Annotated in this window: 16 protein-coding genes; 11 read left to right on the top strand and 5 right to left on the bottom strand. The window is 72.7% G+C overall.

Translation table 11 applies throughout. The features are described from left to right. Positions 1-15 precede the first annotated feature (15 nt). A complete protein-coding gene (tatC, locus tag ACQPZQ_RS24040; RefSeq protein WP_433299329.1) occupies positions 16-960 on the top strand; it encodes a twin-arginine translocase subunit TatC in 945 nt (314 codons plus the stop codon). Positions 961-992: 32 nt separating this feature from the next. On the opposite strand, the gene ACQPZQ_RS24035 is transcribed toward tatC, so the two are convergent. Together ACQPZQ_RS24035 and ACQPZQ_RS24030 are read right to left on the bottom strand one after the other, a co-directional pair. Next, the gene (locus tag ACQPZQ_RS24035; RefSeq protein ID WP_433284221.1) at positions 993-1,343 is read right to left on the bottom strand and encodes a DUF1330 domain-containing protein; all 351 of its coding nucleotides are present in this window, start codon (positions 1,341-1,343) and stop codon (positions 993-995) included. A gap of 101 nt (positions 1,344-1,444) precedes the next feature. Beyond that, the gene (locus ACQPZQ_RS24030) at positions 1,445-1,933 is read right to left on the bottom strand and encodes a pyridoxamine 5'-phosphate oxidase family protein (RefSeq protein ID WP_433284219.1); all 489 of its coding nucleotides are present in this window, start codon (positions 1,931-1,933) and stop codon (positions 1,445-1,447) included. 85 nt (positions 1,934-2,018) lie between these two features. Between ACQPZQ_RS24030 and ACQPZQ_RS24025 the strand changes: the two genes are divergently transcribed. The 3 genes from ACQPZQ_RS24025 (at position 2,019) to ACQPZQ_RS24015 (ending at position 7,018) form a co-directional block, all read left to right on the top strand. Next, a complete protein-coding gene (locus ACQPZQ_RS24025; RefSeq protein ID WP_433284217.1) occupies positions 2,019-4,775 on the top strand; it encodes a DEAD/DEAH box helicase in 2,757 nt (918 codons plus the stop codon). Between the two features lie 236 nt (positions 4,776-5,011). Further along, positions 5,012-5,740: a DUF4333 domain-containing protein gene (locus tag ACQPZQ_RS24020; protein ID WP_433284215.1), complete on the top strand. Its 729-nt coding sequence runs from the start codon at positions 5,012-5,014 to the stop codon at positions 5,738-5,740. 60 nt (positions 5,741-5,800) lie between these two features. After that, entirely contained in the window at positions 5,801-7,018 is a 1,218-nt protein-coding gene (locus tag ACQPZQ_RS24015; RefSeq protein ID WP_433284214.1) for a GNAT family N-acetyltransferase, read from the top strand. Positions 7,019-7,026: 8 nt separating this feature from the next. Here ACQPZQ_RS24015 and ACQPZQ_RS24010 read toward each other — a convergent pair whose 3' ends face one another. After that, entirely contained in the window at positions 7,027-7,977 is a 951-nt protein-coding gene (locus tag ACQPZQ_RS24010; RefSeq protein ID WP_433299327.1) for a 5'-3' exonuclease, read from the bottom strand. 57 nt (positions 7,978-8,034) lie between these two features. Between ACQPZQ_RS24010 and ACQPZQ_RS24005 the strand changes: the two genes are divergently transcribed. After that, entirely contained in the window at positions 8,035-9,162 is a 1,128-nt protein-coding gene (locus tag ACQPZQ_RS24005; protein ID WP_433284213.1) for a M24 family metallopeptidase, read from the top strand. Between the two features lie 72 nt (positions 9,163-9,234). Here the strand turns inward: ACQPZQ_RS24005 and ACQPZQ_RS24000 are convergent, their stop codons facing one another. Continuing rightward, the gene (locus ACQPZQ_RS24000; RefSeq protein WP_433284211.1) at positions 9,235-10,284 is read right to left on the bottom strand and encodes a GDSL-type esterase/lipase family protein; all 1,050 of its coding nucleotides are present in this window, start codon (positions 10,282-10,284) and stop codon (positions 9,235-9,237) included. A gap of 250 nt (positions 10,285-10,534) precedes the next feature. Between ACQPZQ_RS24000 and ACQPZQ_RS23995 the strand changes: the two genes are divergently transcribed. From ACQPZQ_RS23995 to ACQPZQ_RS23970, 6 genes are all read left to right on the top strand, one after another. Beyond that, positions 10,535-10,723 (top strand): PspC domain-containing protein, encoded by a 189-nt coding sequence (locus ACQPZQ_RS23995; protein ID WP_433284210.1) that lies wholly within the window; start codon positions 10,535-10,537, stop codon positions 10,721-10,723. A 21-nt stretch (positions 10,724-10,744) separates the two neighbouring features. Continuing rightward, on the top strand, positions 10,745-12,289 hold the full coding sequence (locus tag ACQPZQ_RS23990) for an amidohydrolase (RefSeq protein ID WP_433284208.1): 1,545 nt from the start codon (positions 10,745-10,747) through the stop codon (positions 12,287-12,289). 134 nt (positions 12,290-12,423) lie between these two features. Continuing rightward, entirely contained in the window at positions 12,424-13,224 is an 801-nt protein-coding gene (locus tag ACQPZQ_RS23985) for a PIG-L deacetylase family protein (protein ID WP_433284206.1), read from the top strand. 132 nt (positions 13,225-13,356) lie between these two features. Continuing rightward, positions 13,357-14,988 (top strand): apolipoprotein N-acyltransferase, encoded by a 1,632-nt coding sequence (gene lnt / locus ACQPZQ_RS23980; protein WP_433284204.1) that lies wholly within the window; start codon positions 13,357-13,359, stop codon positions 14,986-14,988. Beyond that, positions 14,981-15,751, top strand: a complete 771-nt coding sequence (locus tag ACQPZQ_RS23975) for a polyprenol monophosphomannose synthase (protein WP_433284202.1) — start codon at positions 14,981-14,983, stop codon at positions 15,749-15,751. The genes lnt and ACQPZQ_RS23975 overlap by 8 nt, the downstream gene beginning before the upstream one ends. Further along, positions 15,748-16,248, top strand: a complete 501-nt coding sequence (locus tag ACQPZQ_RS23970) for a phosphoribosyltransferase (protein WP_433284200.1) — start codon at positions 15,748-15,750, stop codon at positions 16,246-16,248. The genes ACQPZQ_RS23975 and ACQPZQ_RS23970 overlap by 4 nt, the downstream gene beginning before the upstream one ends. A 90-nt stretch (positions 16,249-16,338) precedes the next feature. Here the strand turns inward: ACQPZQ_RS23970 and ACQPZQ_RS23965 are convergent, their stop codons facing one another. Then, positions 16,339-16,683: an RNA polymerase-binding protein RbpA gene (locus ACQPZQ_RS23965; RefSeq protein ID WP_241037980.1), complete on the bottom strand. Its 345-nt coding sequence runs from the start codon at positions 16,681-16,683 to the stop codon at positions 16,339-16,341. Between the last annotated feature and the right edge of the window lie 230 nt (positions 16,684-16,913).

Raw genomic sequence — 16,913 nt, 5'->3', positions numbered from 1 at the left:
AACCCCGACGGCACGATGACGCTCATCGAGCATCTCTATGAGCTGCGCAACCGGCTCGCGATCGCGCTGATCGCGATCGCGGTCACCACGATCATCGGTTACATCTGGTACGGCACGAACTTCTTCGGGCTGCCCAGCCTGGGCGACCTGCTCAAGGAGCCCTACTGTGCCATCCCCGCCTCGTCGCGGGGTCAGTTCAGCGCCGATCCCAACGCCTGCACACTGCTCGCGACGGGCCCGTTCGACCAGTTCAACCTCCGGTTGAAGGTCGCCATGACGGCCGGCATCGTGCTGGCCTGCCCGGTGTGGCTGTACCAGATCTGGGGGTTCATCACCCCCGGTCTCTACGCGAAGGAGCGGCGCTACGCGCTCACCTTCGTCTCCGTGGCCGCAGTGCTGTTCGTCTTCGGGGCGGTGCTGGCCTTCCTGGTGGTCACCCAGGGCCTGAGCTTCCTGCTCAGCATCGGCGACGAGGTGCAGACCACGGCGCTGACCGGTGAGTACTACTTCTCGTTCATCATCGCGCTGCTGCTGATCTTCGGGGTCAGCTTCGAGATCCCCCTGCTCGTGGTGATGCTGAACCTCGCGGGCGTCATCTCCTACGAGAAGCTCAAGGCGTGGCGGCGGGGGCTGATCTTCGCCTTGTTCGTCTTCGCCGCGATCGCCACGCCCGGTCAGGACCCGATCTCGATGCTGGCGCTTGCGCTGGCCCTCGTGGCGCTGTTCGAGATCGCCATCCAGATCACGAGGATCAACGACCGTCGTCGTGCCGCGCGCCGCGCCGCCGAGGGCTGGGACGAGTGGGACCCCGACGCCCCGAGCCCCATCGACACCACGCCGAGCAAGATCGACGTCAGCCCGAGCTCGATCGACGAGCCGAGCACCCTCGACCCGCCCGGCCCGATCGAGGTGCCGCAGAACAACTCCGACTCCGCCCGCCGGGTCGACGACGCCACCTGACCCCGAGCCGCTCCGCCGCCGCTGCTGCGCCGCTACGGCTGCGCGGCTGCCGGCGGAGCGCTCGCACGAAGCACGTCGGTGGCCCGGTGGTCCGGTCCCACCCCGTCCACCAGCAGTACGTCCGCGATCGAGTTCTCCGTGCGCAGCGGGAGGATCGCCCGGTAGGCGGGTGAGTCGTACCAGTCCTGCGCCTGCTGCCGCGTGGGGAAGGCGACCACGATGAGATGTCCGGGGAACTCGCCCTCGACCACGGTCGTCTCGGCGCCGTGCACGATGAACCGGCCGCCGAACGGCTCGAGCGTCGCGTCGATCCGCTCCAGGTACTCAACGATCGCCGGCCCGATGGTGACCTCGCGCATGTGCGCGACGGCGTAGGTCGTCATGGTTCCTCCCCGGTCCGGCGGCCGGGCTGTCCGGCCGTCGGGTACCAGCCTGGGCGGGAGCGGAGTGCCCGGTCGATGACCTGGGAGGTAAGGCGGCCGGCTCAGGCCGCCTCGCGCCAGACCATGATCCGGTCGTTCTCGCCCGCCAACAGCACCGCCGCGGGCTGCACCTGCAGTCGCCACGGCTCCAGCCGCAGCGCGGCGAATCCGGGGGAGAGCGGCCCGTCCCAGCCGGAGATGATCGCCGGGTCGTAGCCGACCGGCTCCGGGGCCGAGCGGAAGCGCTCCCACAGCTCGGTCCGCGTCTCCTCGTCGGTGTGCAGGCTCGCCCTGCACTGGGCGGTGGCGGTGTCCTGCGAGGGGTCCCAGTAGGTCAGCGAGACGTACGGGTGGGCGTCCAGGTGCGCCTGCTTCGTCGGCGACGGCCCGGTGCCGACCCAGCCGACCAGACGCTCGCCGTCCCACTCCCAGATGGGGTGCAGGATCCGGGTCCACGGCCTGCCCTGCGTGTCGACGGTGGCGGTGGTGGCCCAGACGATGCGGTGGGCAAGCGCGACGAATGCGGGAGCGGTTTCGGAGAGCGAGGACACGGGACGACCTTCTCATGACGTGCGATTGCCCCGTTGTGACCAGGCAGTCCCGATTGACGGTGCTCCGATGTGGAAACCTGGGCCGGTGGCAAGCAGCAATCCCGCTCCCGCGGAGGCATACGCCGCCGCCAGGAGCCGCGCCGCACGCCCCCGCCTCGCGGAGTTCGCAGGGAGTCTCCCCTTCGAGCTCGACGGGTTCCAGCACACGGCGTGTTCCGCTCTCGAAGACGGGCACGGGGTCCTCGTATGCGCGCCGACCGGTGCCGGCAAGACCGTGGTCGGTGAGTTCGCGGTGCATCTCGCGCTCGCCCAGGGTCTCAAGTGCTTCTACACGACCCCGATCAAGGCACTGTCGAACCAGAAGTACGCCGACCTTGTGCAGCGCCACGGTGCCGACGCGGTCGGCCTGCTGACCGGCGACACCGTCATCAACGGCGACGCGCAGGTGGTGGTGATGACCACCGAGGTGCTGCGCAACATGATCTACGCCGGGTCCCGCCAGCTCGAGCACCTGGGCTTCGTGGTGATGGACGAGGTGCACTACCTCGCCGACCGCTTCCGCGGTGCCGTCTGGGAGGAGGTCATCCTCCAGCTCCCGGAGCACGTCGCGCTGGTGAGCCTGTCGGCCACCGTGAGCAACGCCGAGGAGTTCGGCGACTGGCTGGTGACCGTGCGCGGCGACACCACCGTGGTGGTCGACGAGCATCGTCCGGTGCCGCTGTGGCAGCACATGATGGTCGGCAACCGGCTCCTGGACCTGTTCGCGGGCGAGGACGCCGCCGGCGAGCTGAAGGTGGACCCCGACCTCGTGCGCTACACCCGCGATCTCGACCGGCAGAGCGCCGTGTGGGACCGGGGACGGGGCCGCGGCCCCCGCGGTGGCGGGAACGGCCGCTCCTCCAGCCGGTTCCGGCCTCCTTCGCGCACCACCGTGATCGACCGGCTGGACCGCAACGCGCTGCTCCCCGCGATCACGTTCGTCTTCAGCAGGGCGGGCTGCGACGCCGCGGTCGGCCAGTGCGTGCGCTCCGGACTGCGGCTCACCACCGAGGTCGAGGCCGAGGAGATCCGGCGCACGGTGGAGCGTCGCACCGTCGACCTCCCGCAGGCCGACCTCGCGGTCCTCGGGTACTGGGAGTGGCTCGAGGCGCTGGAGCGCGGGATCGCGGCCCACCACGCCGGGATGCTGCCCGCGTTCAAGGAGACCGTGGAGGAGCTGTTCGTCCGTGGCCTGGTCCGCGCGGTGTTCGCGACCGAGACCCTGGCCCTCGGGATCAACATGCCCGCTCGCACCGTCGTGCTGGAGCGCTTGGTCAAGTTCAACGGCGAGTCGCACGCCGACCTGACTCCGGGCGAGTACACGCAGCTCACGGGCCGCGCCGGCCGCCGCGGGATCGACGTGGAGGGCCACGCGGTCGTGATCTGGCAGCCCGGCGTCGACCCCGTCCAGGTCGCCGGGCTCGCGTCGACCCGCACGTACCCGCTGCGCAGTTCGTTCCGGCCCGGCTACAACATGGCCGTCAACCTGGTCAAACGGCTCGGCACGGAGGCGGCCCGCGAGCTGCTCGAGAAGTCGTTCGGGCAGTTCCAGGCGGACCGGTCGGTGGTGGGGCTGGCCCGGCGCATCGAGCGCAACAACGAGGCGCTCGCGGGCTACGCCGAGTCGATGCACTGCCACCTCGGGGACTTCGCCGAGTACGCGGCGCTGCGCCGCCGCGTCGGGGAACGGGAGAAGGCGCTCTCACGTCAGGGTGTGGCCGACAGCCGGGAGGCCGCGGCCGAGTCACTGCGGGCCCTGCGGCCGGGGGACGTCATCGCGGTACCCGGTGGCCGGCGCGCCGGTCTGGCCGTGGTGCTCGATCCCGGTCTCGCCCCCGGGGCCGACCCGCGCCCGCTGGTGCTCAGCGAGGACCGGTGGGCGGGCAGGCTCTCCTCCGCCGATTTCCCCACGCCTGTCGAGCCGCTCGGGCGGATGCGGCTGCCCAAGCGTGTCGACCACCGGACACCGAGCGTGCGTCGCGACCTCGCGTCGTCGCTGCGCAACACGGGGATCGTCGCTCCCGCTGCGCCCCGGCGGCGCTCGCGCGGCGGAGCCACCGACGATCCGGAGCTCGCGACGCTGCGCCGGACCCTGCGTGCCCACCCGTGCCACGGCTGCGACGACCGCGAAGCCCATGCGCGGTGGGCGGACCGGTACGCCCGTCTGGAGCGCGAGACCGAACAGCTGCGGCAGAAGGTGCGGGCGACCACCCACTCCCTGGCGCGGGCCCTCGACCGGATCCGCGCGATCCTCGCGGAACGGGGCTATCTCGACGGCGACGAGGTCACCGCGCACGGTGAGCGGCTCGCGCGGCTCTGGGGTGAGTCGGATCTGCTGACCGCGGAGTGCCTGCGCCACGGCGTGTGGGACGGGTTGGGCGCCGCGGAGCTGGCTGCGGTGGTGTCGTCGCTGGTCTACGAGTCGCGACGGGATAACGGCCCGATGCCGCAGGTGCCGTCGGGTCCCGTGTCGGATGCCCTGGGCCGGACGGTGCGGACCTGGGCCGAGCTGGAGGGCGACGAGCGCCGCCACCGGGTGGATCGCACCCGTGAGCCCGACCTCGGTTTCGCCTGGCCCATGTACCGCTGGGCTCGGGGTGAGTCGCTGTCGGTCGTGCTGACGGCCGCCGAGCAGAACGGCGCGGAGCTCTCGGCAGGCGACTTCGTGCGCTGGTGCCGTCAGGTGCTCGATCTGCTCGACCAGATCGCCGGCGTCATGGGCCGCAGCGACGGTGTGGGCCGTGCGGCGGCTCAGGCGGTGGCGGCTGTGCGGCGCGGAGTGGTCGCCGTCGGCGCCGTGTGAGCAGGGTGTTCCCAGGCCCGTGATCGGGTTGTGCTTGGATCGCCCGACCGCACCTGGCAGAAAGGTCCCCGATGAGCGCGCCCCAGGGTCCCAACCCGCCGCATGGCAGTCCTCCGGGGAACCCGGCGGATCAACCGGCATGGGGTCAACAGCCGCCCGGCGGCTGGGGCCAGCAGCCACAGGACGGGGATCCGGACCAGACCCGAGCGGTTCCGACCGGCCCCGAGACCCGCGCCGTGCCGACGCAGGGCCCGGGCAACGAGCCGCCGCCCCAGCCGGGGCAGTTCGCCAGCCCGCACAAGCAGCACACCGAGACCGTCCCGGGCATGCCGGCGCAGCACTCGGAGACCATGCCGGGCATGGCGCCGTACGGCCAGCCGCCCCAGCCCCAACCGGGCCTGCCGCCCTACGGCCAGCCCCACCCGGGTCAGCCGCCCTACGGTCAGCCCCAGCAGTTCGGGCAGCCGCCCTACGGCCGTCCCCAGCAGGGCCCACAGCAGCCCTACGGCGGGCCGCAGCCCGGCGGACCCCAGCAGTTCGGATCGCCGGGCTGGGGGCAGCAGCCCACCCAGCAGTGGGCGGGCCAGCAGCCTGCGGGTCAGCAGCCGTGGGGGCAGGCCCGCCCGCCTGCGCCGGCTCCGGCCGGGAAGAGCGGGGCGAAGCGCCTGCTGCTGCCGATCATCGGCGGCGTCGTGGTCATCGCGGTCATCGCCGTGCTCGGGTTCGTGTGGCCGGGGTTCTTCGTCAGCAAGGTGTTCGACCAGGCCGCCCTGCAGGACGGCGTGCAGCGAGTCCTCGCACAGAACTACAACCTCGACGTGTCCGCCGTGCAGTGTGACGCGGGGATCCGCGTCTCCGAGGGCACGAGCTTCGAGTGCCAGGCCACCGTGGACGGCGCCACCGTGAAGGTCCCGATCACGATCACGAGCCCGGACGGCGCGTACGAGGTGGGCCGCCCCGCCTGACCCACGGAGGGCCCGGAACCGGGTTTGCCCGGGAGAGGGCTTCGGGCAGCATCACGCTCTGTGAACCCCGACGTCCGCGTCCTCGAGGCCGACCAGCTCCGATCGGCCCACATGCTCTTCGCCGCCACGATCCACCGCGGCCCGGTCGATGACCAGCGGTGGTCCCACACGGCCACGACCTACAGCCCCGGGCGCACCCTCGGGGTCCATCACGGCAGCGCGCTGGTGGCCACGGCGACGTCCATCCCGAGCCAGCTCGTGGTGCCCGGTGGCGCCGTGCTCCCGATGGCCGCCGTCACGCGCGTCGGTGTGCGGGCCGACCACACTCGCCGGGGCCTGCTGACGGCCCTGATGCGAGCCCAGCTCGACGACGTCGCGGCGCGGGGCGAACCGGTGGCGACGCTGCGGGCCAGCGAGGCGCGGATCTACGGGCGGTTCGGCTACGGCGTGGCCACCCGCGGGCGGGACCTGAATGTGAACGCCGAGCGCGCGGGGTGGCGGTCCGGTGCGCCGCTGGGCGGGTCGGTACGCCTGCTCGACCGGGACGAGATCCTCCCGACGATGCGGGACGTGCACGCGACCATCGCGCTGAACCGTGTCGGGAGCATCACCAGGCCCGACCGATGGTGGCAGAGCATGTTCGGGAAGCGGATCGACGAGCGCGAACCCGTCCTCGGCGTCGTGCACACGGGAGCAGGCGGCGACGACGGCTTCGCGATCGCGTTCCGGACCTCCGCCGCGGGCTTCGCGGAGCAGACGCTGGAGATCGCCGACCTGCAGGCCGCGGACGTGCAGGCGACGGCGGGGCTCTGGCGGTTCCTGCTCGGCGTCGACCTGATCACCTCGGTTCACACCGAGCTGCGGCCGTTGGACGAGCCCCTGGAGCTCCTGCTGGGCGACCCGCGGGCCTGCGCGGTCGCCGGGCAGCACGACGAGACGTGGTTGCGGCTCGTGGACGTGCCCGCGGCTCTCGCCGCCCGCTCCTACGGGCCCGCCGATCCGGTGCTGCTCGCGGTGCACGACCCGTTGCTGGAGAAGAACGCCGGCGTCTACCGGATCGCCGACGGCAGCGTGGAGTTCGTCGGGCCCCTCGGCGGCCCGGTGACGCCGGAGTTGGAGTGCGACGCGGCGGCGCTGGCGATGGCCTATCTCGGGGACCGCACGCCCTCGCAGCTCGTGGCCACGGGCTGGTGGAGCGCACCCGACCCGAGCGCCGTCCGGCGCGCCGACACCGCGTTCGCCACAGCCGAGGTGCCGTGGTGCGGCACGTACTTCTGAGCTGCCGCCTATCCGGCCGCGGCGGACTTCGCCAGCGCGGCGAGCAGCCGGTCGACCGAGCCGCCGAGTCCCCAGCGCTCGGTCAGTGCGGCCAGGCGGCCCGGGTCGGCAGGTGACCCGGGCAGGGCGTCGGGCCGGTCGTGGCGGACCGGGGCGTCCTGCGCCACCCGGACCACGGGTTCCACGACCGCGAGATACGGCGCCGCCGCGGCCAGCTTGGTGCGGACGGGCGGGGACAGCCGCGCGTCCGACCGATCGGTGACGGCGGCCACGAGCTCGGCCCACGAGTCGAAGCGGCCGACGAGCGTGGCCGCGGTCTTCGCCCCGACCCCGGGCACGCCGGGCAGCCCGTCGGACGGGTCGCCGCGCAGCATGGCCATCTCGGCGTAGGCCTCGCCTGCCCGGGACACGGGCACGCCGTACTTCGCTGCCACCTCGGCCGGGCCCAGGTGCTCGGCCTTCGCGAGGCCCCTGCCGACGTAGAGCAGGCGCACCGGGACGGGTTCCTCGCGCACGATCTGCATCAGGTCACGGTCGCCGCTCACGGCCAGCACCGCGTCCGTCCGCTCACCCGCCGCGAGCGTGCCGATCACGTCGTCGGCCTCGTAGCCCTCGGCACCGGCAGTGGCGATGCCGGCCGCGGCCAGCACCTCGAGCAGGATCGGGACCTGAGGCGCGAGGGTGTCGGGCACCTCTTCCGGGAGCCCGGCGGGGGCCACGTCGGGCTCACCGGGCACCCGGTGCGCCTTGTAGGACGGCAACGCCTCGACGCGAAACGCCGGGCGCCAGTCCAGGTCGAGGCACGCGACGAGCCGCGTGGGCCGCCGTTCGGTGATCAACCGCGCCACCATGTCGGTGAACCCGCGCACCGCGTTGACGGGGGTGCCGTCCGGCGCGGTGATCGTCTCGGGCACGCCGTAGTAGGCGCGGAAGTAGAGGCTCGCGGCATCCAGCAGCATCAAAGAGGGCGCAGGCGCGGTCACGCTGGGACAGCTTGCCGGAATACGCTGCCATCCATGACACCGGCCGTTCCGATCGCGCTGCTCGCCGACCGCATCCGCCGTGCCGGAGAGGTTGCAGCGGCGCACGACACCGACTTACTGCTCGTCACCCCCGGCACCGATCTGCGTTACCTGATCGGTGCCGATGGCGAGTCCCACGAGCGCCTCACCTGCCTCGTGCTACCCGCTGCCGGCCACAGGGCGCCCCCGGCCCTCGTGGTGCCGCGGCTGGAAGCACCGGGTTACGCCGGGCTGCCCCTGGACGATCTCGGCGTGGAGGTCGTCACCTGGATCGACGGCGAGGATCCCTACCTGCTCGTCAGCGATCTCGCGGGCGGGCCGACCAGGGTCGCCGTGGTGGACTCGATGCCGGCCGCTCACGTCTTCGGTCTCCGCGACGCGCTCCCGGACGTCCTGCAGGAGCTCGCCGGTCCGGTGTTGCGGGACCTGAGGATGCGCAAGGACGCCGCCGAGGTGGCCGAGCTGCGCGCGGCCGGAGCGGCGATCGACCGCGTGCACGCCCGGATGGCCGAGTTCCTGAAGCCCGGCCGCACCGAGCAGCAGGTGGGAGCCGACATCGCCGCGGCGATCGTGGAGGAGGGCCACACGTCGGCCGCCTTCGTGATCGTCGGCTCCGGGCCCAACGGCGCCAGCCCGCACCACGGCGTGTCCGACCGGGTGATCGCGGACGGGGACGTCGTCGTGATCGACATCGGCGGCCCGCTGCCGAGTGGCTACTACTCCGACTGCACCCGCACCTACGCCGTGGGAGACACCCCGCCGGCGTCAGTGCGCGAGGCCTACGCCGTGCTGCAGGACGCGCAGGACCGCGCCGTGGCCGCCGTCCGGCCGGGTGTCACCGCCGAGCAGGTGGACGCCGCTGCCCGGCAGCCGATCACCGCCGGAGGCCTCGGTGAGCGGTTCGTGCACCGCACGGGGCACGGCATCGGACTGGACGTGCACGAGGACCCCTACATCGTCGGCGGGAACGCGCTTGCGCTGGAGCCGGGTATGGCGTTCAGCGTGGAGCCCGGCGTCTACCTCGACGGCGAGTGGGGTGCTCGGATCGAGGACATCGTCGTGGTGACCGACGACGGTTGTGAGCGGCTCAACGGCCGTCCGCGCGACCTCGTGGTGCTCTGACACCAGGGCCTCTGCGGGCCGGGCCGGGGTGTGCGACCAGACCTCGAGCCCGGCGCGGGCGGCTGAGGCGGCTCAGGCGGCCGCCGGTGCCGGGTGCGCCGCCTCGACCCGGTTGTGGCCGTCCGGCCCGGTCACGCACGAAGCCGCCTGCGCGGGTGAGCGCACGAAGTCGGCGAGGCAACGCCCCATCTCGGCGTGCGCTGCAGCATTGGGGTGGAACGACTCCTGGGCGAGGTGGAAGCCGACCGCGTCGAGGCCGCCGTGGACCAGCGCCTGCGGGTCGACGGTGATGCGGCGCTGCCACTCGTCCGAGGGCAGGGGGTGGCTGCAGGCCTCACGGCCCTCCGTGGCCCGCACCATGTCGAGGAACCGCGCGCCCGTGCGCTGGGCGACACCGGCGAGGGCGGCCGAGAGCGCGGGGAACAGCGTGGTGCGACCCCACGCGGCGTCGGCCTTGTTGTAGGGACAGCCCTGGAGCGCCTGCGCGCGCACCGCGTGCTCCGAGACCGGCGAGGCATAGGACAGCAGCACGAGCTGGTAGCCGTTGTCGGCGTAGCCCGCCCGGCGCATCGCCTCCCGGACATCGCGCACCGCCGCCTCGACCTTCGACGCGGTGGCGGCCATGCGGCCGCCGACCAGCGGCCCGATCGTGTCGCGGCACGGGGGCCGGCGCGTGTCGAGGAACGCGGCGATGCAGGCGATACCGGTGGCGGTGAGCGCGGCGTCGTCGTTGGCGCCGACCTGCAGGACGACGGTGGTGACCTGGTAGCGGGTGGCGACGTCGATGAGGCGCTGTGCCTGCGACCCCTCGGTGTTGTGGCTCCCGCCGAAGGCCACGGCCGCGGAGTCGGCACCCGAGCAGGCGAGGTTGACCGACTGCTGGGCCAGCCCGGTGCGGTTGATGTAGGCGTGCGGCGAGCGGTGGCACCAGTCGCCGTTCTCCCCGCGGGTGCCGGGCTCGTAGTCGCCCGCCCCGTCGCCGGACGCGGCGCTGTCGCCCAGTGCGACGACCGCTGTGGGCCGCGCGTCGGCGGCTGCTGCCGGCCCGCCCAGCAGCGCCGCGACGACGGCGAGCAGGCAGGCCATGGCGACCACGGCGAGCGGGGAGCGAGATCGATTCACGATGACGACGCTAAGCGGCGGTCCCGAACCCGGCCAGGGCGTCCGGCGACATCAGTGGACAGGTCACAGCCAACGCCCGGGCGGAGCAGCGTAGACCTCACGATGGGCGAGTGCTCTCCCTCGTTCGGGGGTATATCCGGGGAGAACTCAGGGCTGCATCGGGGCGCTCACCGAGTTCTCCCCTTTCGCCGCCGCTGCAAACTGGATCTTGAGCGGCGACGGACGCCGCATCTGGAAGAAGGAGCTCCTCGTGGCATCGACACTGGCCCGCCCGCAGCACGGGAAGGTCATCGCCGGGGTCTGCGCGGGACTCGCCGAACGTTTCGGCTGGAGCCCGTTCGCCGTCCGGCTCGCGTTCCTGCTGTCCTGCCTGTTGCCCGGCCCGCAGTTCGTCGTCTACATCGTGCTGTGGATGATCATGCCCAAGCGCCCCTACTGATCGGTGCGGTAGACAGGCCCGGTGACCCGCACCCTGCTGCTCGGCGCCCGGGTTCTCGACCCGGGCGGCCGGGGGGACGCCGAGGCCGTCGAGCTCGACCGTGACCGCATCAGTTTCGTCGGCACGGCCGCCCAGGCCCGGGAGCGGGCGCCGGGCGCCACCGTGCTCGAACTGGACGGCGCGGTGATCGCCCCGGCGTTCGTCGATGCCCACGTCCACGCCACGGCCACCGGCCTGCTGGTCGACGGTGTCGACCTCACCGGCTGCGCATCGCCCGAGTCGCTGCTCGCGGCGGTGGCCGCCCGCGCGGCGCAGCGCCCGGGCGCGCTGGTCTGGGGCCACGGCTGGGAGGACCAGCTCTGGGCGGGCGCGCTGCCCACCCGCGCCGCGCTCGACCGGGCCGCCGCGGGTGCCCCCGTGTACCTGAGCCGGATCGACGTGCACTCGGCGCTCGTGTCCTCCGCGCTGCTCGACCGGGCTCCCGCCGCCGTCGGCGCGGCTGGCTGGTCCGACGGTCCGCTGTCGGCCGACGCGCACCACCACGCCAGGCGGGCGGCGCTGGCCGCGGTGGACAGCACGGGCCGAGCCGCAGCCCAGACCGCCTTCCTCACCGCGGCCGCCGCCCGGGGCATCGCCGTGGTCCACGAGTGCGCCGGGCCCGACATCTCCTCCGCCGACGACCTGGCCGAGCTGGTCGGTCGTCCGGGCCCCGAGGTGGTCGGCTACTGGGGTGAGGCGGTGACCACGGCCGGGGAGGCCCGTGAGCTGCTCGCCGCCACCGGCGCGCACGGCCTGGCCGGGGACCTGTTCGTCGACGGCTCGATCGGATCGCGCACCGCTGCGCTGCGGGCCCCCTACGTCGGTACTGCCGGGTGCACCGGCAACCGCTACCTGGACGCCGGCGCCGTTGCCGCGCACGTCGCGGCCTGCACCGGCGCCGGAGCGCAGGCGGGTTTCCACGTAATCGGCGACGCCGCCACCGACCTGCTCCTGGCCGGGCTCGACGCCGCCGCTGCGGCCACATCGGTCGGGGCCCTGCGGGCGGCCGCCCATCGCGTCGAGCACCTCGAGATGATCGATCCCGAGCAGGCGCGGCGGCTGGCCGAGCTGGGCGTCGTCGCCAGCATGCAGCCGATGTTCGACGCCCTCTGGGGCGGCGCCGCCGGGATGTACGCCGAGCGGCTCGGCCCGGACCGGGCGGCCGGGATGAACCCCTTCGCCGCGCTCCGGGACGCGGGGGTCGTGCTGGCGTTCGGGTCCGACTCGCCCGTCACGCCGCTGGGCCCATGGGCGGCCGTGCACGCCGCGGTCCGCCACCACACCCCCGGCTCGGGGCTGCGGCTGTCCGAGGCGCTGGCGGCGCACACGGCCGGCGGGTACCGCGCTGCCGGCGAGCGGGGACAGCTCGCCGGCAGGCTGGTGCCCGGCGCCCCGGCCTCCTACACCGTCTGGGACGCAGGCCCCGACGCCGTCGATCACGCCCGGCCGCCGCGCTGCCTGCGCACCGCCCACAGGGGGGTGGTGCTGCACGACACCCTTCCTGGTGTGGGACCATTCGCGTCATGACGGACCGGACGGGCTTCGCGGGTGTGTCCCGCTGCTGTCCGGGGTGTTGTCGCTGCTGTCGCTGTCGCAGCTGACCACCCCCGCTTCCGTCCATTCGGCCGCCATCGCGGCCCGCACAGTCTGTGATCACGAACGTGACCGCTTCCCCCGATCTGCGTGGCCACACCGTCCTCGTGCTGCACGCCCACCCCGACGACGAGGCGATCTTCACCGGCATCACGCTCCGCCGCCTGGCCGAGGCCGGTGCGCGCACCGTGCTGGTCGTCGCCACCGCAGGTGAGCTCGGCAGCTCCCGCCTTCCGCTGAGGCCCGGCGAGACGATCCCCGAGCGCCGCGTGGCCGAGCTCGAACGGGCAGCCGAGCTGCTCGGAGTGTCCCGTCTGATCCTGCTCGGCAAGCGCGATTCGGGGCTCCCCGGGTGGACGGCCGGTGAACACGCACGCGCGCTCGCCGCGGCCGACCCGCTGCACCTGGCGCGCCACGTCGCCGAGATCGCCGACGACGAGGGCGCCGGCACCGTCGTCCACGACGACGAGCACGGCATCTACGGCCACCCCGACCACCGGGCGGTGTTCCGGATCGGCGCCACGGCGGCCGAGATGGTGCAGGCGAGCGCCTACCGGATGACCGTCGACAGGGAGCACCTGCACGTGACGGCGCGGGACGGCCACCTGGTCCACGGAGCCGCGCGCGCGGCCGCGGTGCCCTTCGGCCGGGCCACCGCGGAGATCGGCCTCGCCGTGTCCGGCTCCGGCGAGCACCTCACGGTCAAGCGGGAGGCGATGATCGCGCACGCCTCCCAGATCGCACCCGACGAGGTGCCGGCCGCGGATTTCGCCGCCGCCTACGGCTACGAGTGGTACCGGCGCAGCGGAAAGCCAGGTCTCCTGGACGCGCTCGGCAACGTGCACCTGCTCGCTCCCGTGCCTGCCTGACCGGGCAGGTCCGACATCGGCGACGGACGGGACGACCGACGTGCCGGTCGGGGGAGAGTCGGCAGCCGACAGCCCGGTTCCGGGTGCCGCTGGTCACGGCCGTCATACATCGGCGCCGTAGGCTCTGCTCCCGTGGCCGTACCCACCACCACCGTCGCGTCGGAGCCGTCCGAGCCCGGTCCGCCTCCTCCCGCCCGGTGGCGCCGCCGCGCCTGGTCGGCCTTCGCCGCGCGGTTCGTGGCGGTGGCCGGTGGCGGTCTGCTGTTGTACCTGAGTTTCCCGCCCCGCACCGTGTGGTGGCTGGCTTTGCCGGCGTTCGCGCTCCTCTGGGCGGCACTGCGCGGCCGTGGCGTGCGGGCCGGGTTCGGCTGGGGCTACCTGTTCGGGTTCGCGTTCCTGCTCCCGCTGTTGGTCTGGATCGGCTCGCTCGTCGGCCCGGTGCCGTGGGTGGCGCTGTGCGTGTTCGAGGCGCTGTTCTTCGGTCTGGCCGGCGCGGGGATGTCCCTGGTGTCCCGGCTACCTGCCGCGCCGATCTGGGCCGCGGCGGTGTGGATCGGCGGCGAGGCGCTGCGGGCGCGGGTGCCGTTCGGCGGGCTGCCGTGGGGCCGTGTCGGGTTCGGCCAGCCCGACGGACCTCTGCTGCCGCTCGCGTCGATCGGCGGTGAGCCGCTGCTGTCGTTCGCCACGGTGCTGGCCGGGCTCGCGCTCGGCGAGGTGGTGCGCCGGATCGTCCGGGATCCTGGCGTCCTCCGGCGCCGTCCCGTTGCGCTCGCCACGCCCGCCGTCATCCTGGTGCTGACGCTGGTGGCAGGGCCGCTGGCGGCGCTCGTACCCGCCGCTCCCGGCGCGCCCGACCGCACCGTCACGATCGCCGCCGTGCAGGGCAACGTGCCGCGCCTGGGCCTGGACTTCAACGCCCAGCGCCGTGCCGTGCTCGACAACCACGTCCGCGTCACCGAGCAACTGGCGGCCGACGTCGCGGCCGGGAAGCGGCCGAAGCCGGACCTGGTGATCTGGCCGGAGAATTCCAGCGACATCGACCCGTTGCAGAACCCCGATGCGGCCGCGCAGATCGACCGCGCCGCACGTGCCATCAACGTCCCGATCCTGGTCGGTGCGGTGCTCCGCAATCCCGACGGTCGCACCACCACCAACTCCGCCCTCGTGTGGCAACCGGGGGTCGGGGTCGTCGAGCGCAACGACAAGCGCAGGCTGCAGCCCTTCGGGGAGTACATGCCGTGGCGCAGCTTCTTCCAGCACTTCTCGTCCTACGTCGACCGCGCGGGCTACTTCGTGCCCGGCCCCGGCACCGGCGCGGTGGACATGGCGGGAGTCCGGGTCGGGATCGCGATCTGCTGGGAGATCGCGTTCGACGACCTGGTCGAGCAGAGCGTCGAGGCCGGGGCCACCGTGCTCGCCGTGCCGAGCAACAACGCCACATTCGGGTTCTCGGAGATGACCTACCAGCAGCTCGCGATGTCGCGGGTCCGGGCCGTCGAGCACGATCGGCCGGTGATCGTGGCGACCACGAGCGGCGTCAGCGCGACGGTGACTCCGGACGGCACCGTCACCGCCAGCACCCGCGAGTTCACGCCCGATGTCCTGGTGGATCGAACCACTCTCAAGGACACCACTACGCTGGCCACTCGGTTGGGCGCCGTACCCGAATGGGTTCTGGTCGCGTTGGGAGTGGTGGCGGTCGGCGTCGGGGTTGTGGCCCGGCGTCGCACGGGCACGCGTGTGGGGAAGGACGAGGATGGTTGAGCCCACGGTTCCGGTGCTGGTGGTGATCCCGACCTACGAGGAGCGGGACAACCTGGAACCGGTGCTGTCCCGCCTGCACGCCGCGGTTCCCACGGCCGACGTCCTGATCGTGGACGACGCGAGCCCGGACGGCACCGGTGAGCTCGCCGACGCTCTGGCCGCCGCCGATCCCCGGATCTCCGTTCTGCACCGGGCAGGAAAGGCCGGACTCGGCGCCGCCTACCTCGCCGGGTTCGCCGCCGCCTTGCGCGGCGAGTACCAGTTCGTCGTCGAGATGGACGCCGACGGTTCCCACCCGCCCGAGGACCTGCCTGCCCTCCTCGCGGCCCTCGACGACGCGGACGTCGTGATCGGCTCGCGGTACGTGCCCGGCGGCGTGGTGCGCAACTGGCCAATGCACCGCGAGATGATCTCCCGGGGCGGCAACCTGTACTCCCGCATCGCGCTCGGTGTGCCGATCAAGGACATCACGGCGGGCTACCGGGCGTTCCGCCGGCAGGTGCTGGAGGAGCTCGACCTCGACGAGGTCTCGTCGCAGGGCTACTGCTTCCAGATCGACATGGCCTGGCGGGCCGTGCAGGCCGGCTTCCGGGTGCGCGAGGTCCCGATCACGTTCACCGAGCGGGAGCGTGGCAGGTCGAAGATGAGCGGGGCGATCGTCGCCGAGGCGTTCTGGCGCGTGATGTGCTGGGGCACCTCCCGGGTGCTGCGCCGCTCGCACGGCCGAGACGACGCGGTGTCGGGCGGCCCGGTGCGTGCATGACCGAGGCTCGCGAGGAACTGAGCTGGGAGCAGTTCGGCACGGCGGCGCGTGAGCTCGCCGAACAGATCGCGGCCGACGGCTACCAGCCCGACATCATCCTGTCGATCGCGCGGGGCGGCCTGTTCGTGGCCGGTTCGCTGGGTTACGCGCTCGACGTGAAGAACCTGCATGTGGCGAACGTCGAGTTCTACACGGGAGTCAACGAACGGCTGCCCGTGCCGATCATGCTCCCGCCGGTGCCCAACGTGGTGGACCTGTCCGGCTCGCTGGTGCTCATTGCCGACGACGTCGCCGACACCGGTGCCACCCTGAAGCTCGTCCGCGACTTCTGCGTCGGCCACGTGGCCGACGTCCGCTGCGCGGTGGTGTACGAGAAGCCGCAGAGCAGCGTGCAGTGTGAGTACGTGTGGCGGCGCACCAACCGATGGATCAACTTCCCGTGGTCCACGCAGCCGCCCGTGGTGCGGCGCGGCGCTGCTCAGGTTATCGACTCCTAGCGGTCGGCCGCCCGGAGCGTCCGGCTCCTGCGTGCAGACGCACGAGAGCCGGACCACCCGATGGGGCGACCCGGCTCTCGAGGAACTGCGTCAGGCGATCTCGCGACGGCGCTCGGCCAGAAGTTCGAGCCGCTCGTTGAGCAGCACCTCCAGTTCAGCCACCGAGCGACGCTCGAGAAGCATGTCCCAGTGGGTGCGTGGCGGCTTGACCTTCTTCTGCTCGGGCTCGCTCCCGTCGACAAGCCGGGAAATGCTGCCGTGAAGACGGCACTCCCACGTCGCCGGCGCCTCCGCGTCGTTGGCAAAGGGCACTTCGAAGTCGTGCCCCCGCGGGCACGCGTAGCGCATCGACTGCCGCGGTGCGAGGTCGTGGTTGCGATCGGTCTCGTAGCTGACAGCCCCGAGCCGGCTGCCACGGAGCACGCGGTCGGCCATGCGTCGTCCTCCCGTTCACGGCCCGAGGGAGGCTCCCTCGGGCGAATCCACCGGGTGTAACGTCTGCGGAGCAGCCGTCTGTTCCCGCCATCGGGCCGGTTCCGTCAGGTGTCGTTGTCGTATGACGGACACCAAACGTTTCACGCCCCGACCGGTGAGTGTCCCCGATCGGGTGCAGCTACACACGCGACTGTGACGTGTCAGCCAACTGTGACTTATGTCACCGCTGT

This window comes from Pseudonocardia sp. CA-142604 (genome assembly GCF_050948475.1).
Lineage (GTDB): Bacteria > Actinomycetota > Actinomycetes > Mycobacteriales > Pseudonocardiaceae > Pseudonocardia > Pseudonocardia alaniniphila.
This window is presented reverse-complemented; position numbering and strand designations above follow the sequence as displayed.

What these genes read in the sequence shown, in the direction of transcription:
- ACQPZQ_RS23965 (WP_241037980.1), bottom strand. Translation starts at nt 16,683, where the DNA reads ATGGCCGACCGCGTGCTCCGTGGCAGCCGGCTCGGGGCTGTCAGCTAC.
- ACQPZQ_RS24010 (WP_433299327.1), bottom strand. Translation starts at nt 7,977, where the DNA reads ATGCTGCTGGATGCCGCGAGCCTCTACTTCCGCGCCTACTACGGCGTG.
- tatC (WP_433299329.1), top strand. Translation starts at nt 16, where the DNA reads ATGACGCTCATCGAGCATCTCTATGAGCTGCGCAACCGGCTCGCGATC.
- ACQPZQ_RS23970 (WP_433284200.1), top strand. Translation starts at nt 15,748, where the DNA reads ATGACCGAGGCTCGCGAGGAACTGAGCTGGGAGCAGTTCGGCACGGCG.
- ACQPZQ_RS24005 (WP_433284213.1), top strand. Translation starts at nt 8,035, where the DNA reads ATGACACCGGCCGTTCCGATCGCGCTGCTCGCCGACCGCATCCGCCGT.
- ACQPZQ_RS23975 (WP_433284202.1), top strand. Translation starts at nt 14,981, where the DNA reads ATGGTTGAGCCCACGGTTCCGGTGCTGGTGGTGATCCCGACCTACGAG.
- ACQPZQ_RS24035 (WP_433284221.1), bottom strand. Translation starts at nt 1,343, where the DNA reads ATGACGACCTACGCCGTCGCGCACATGCGCGAGGTCACCATCGGGCCG.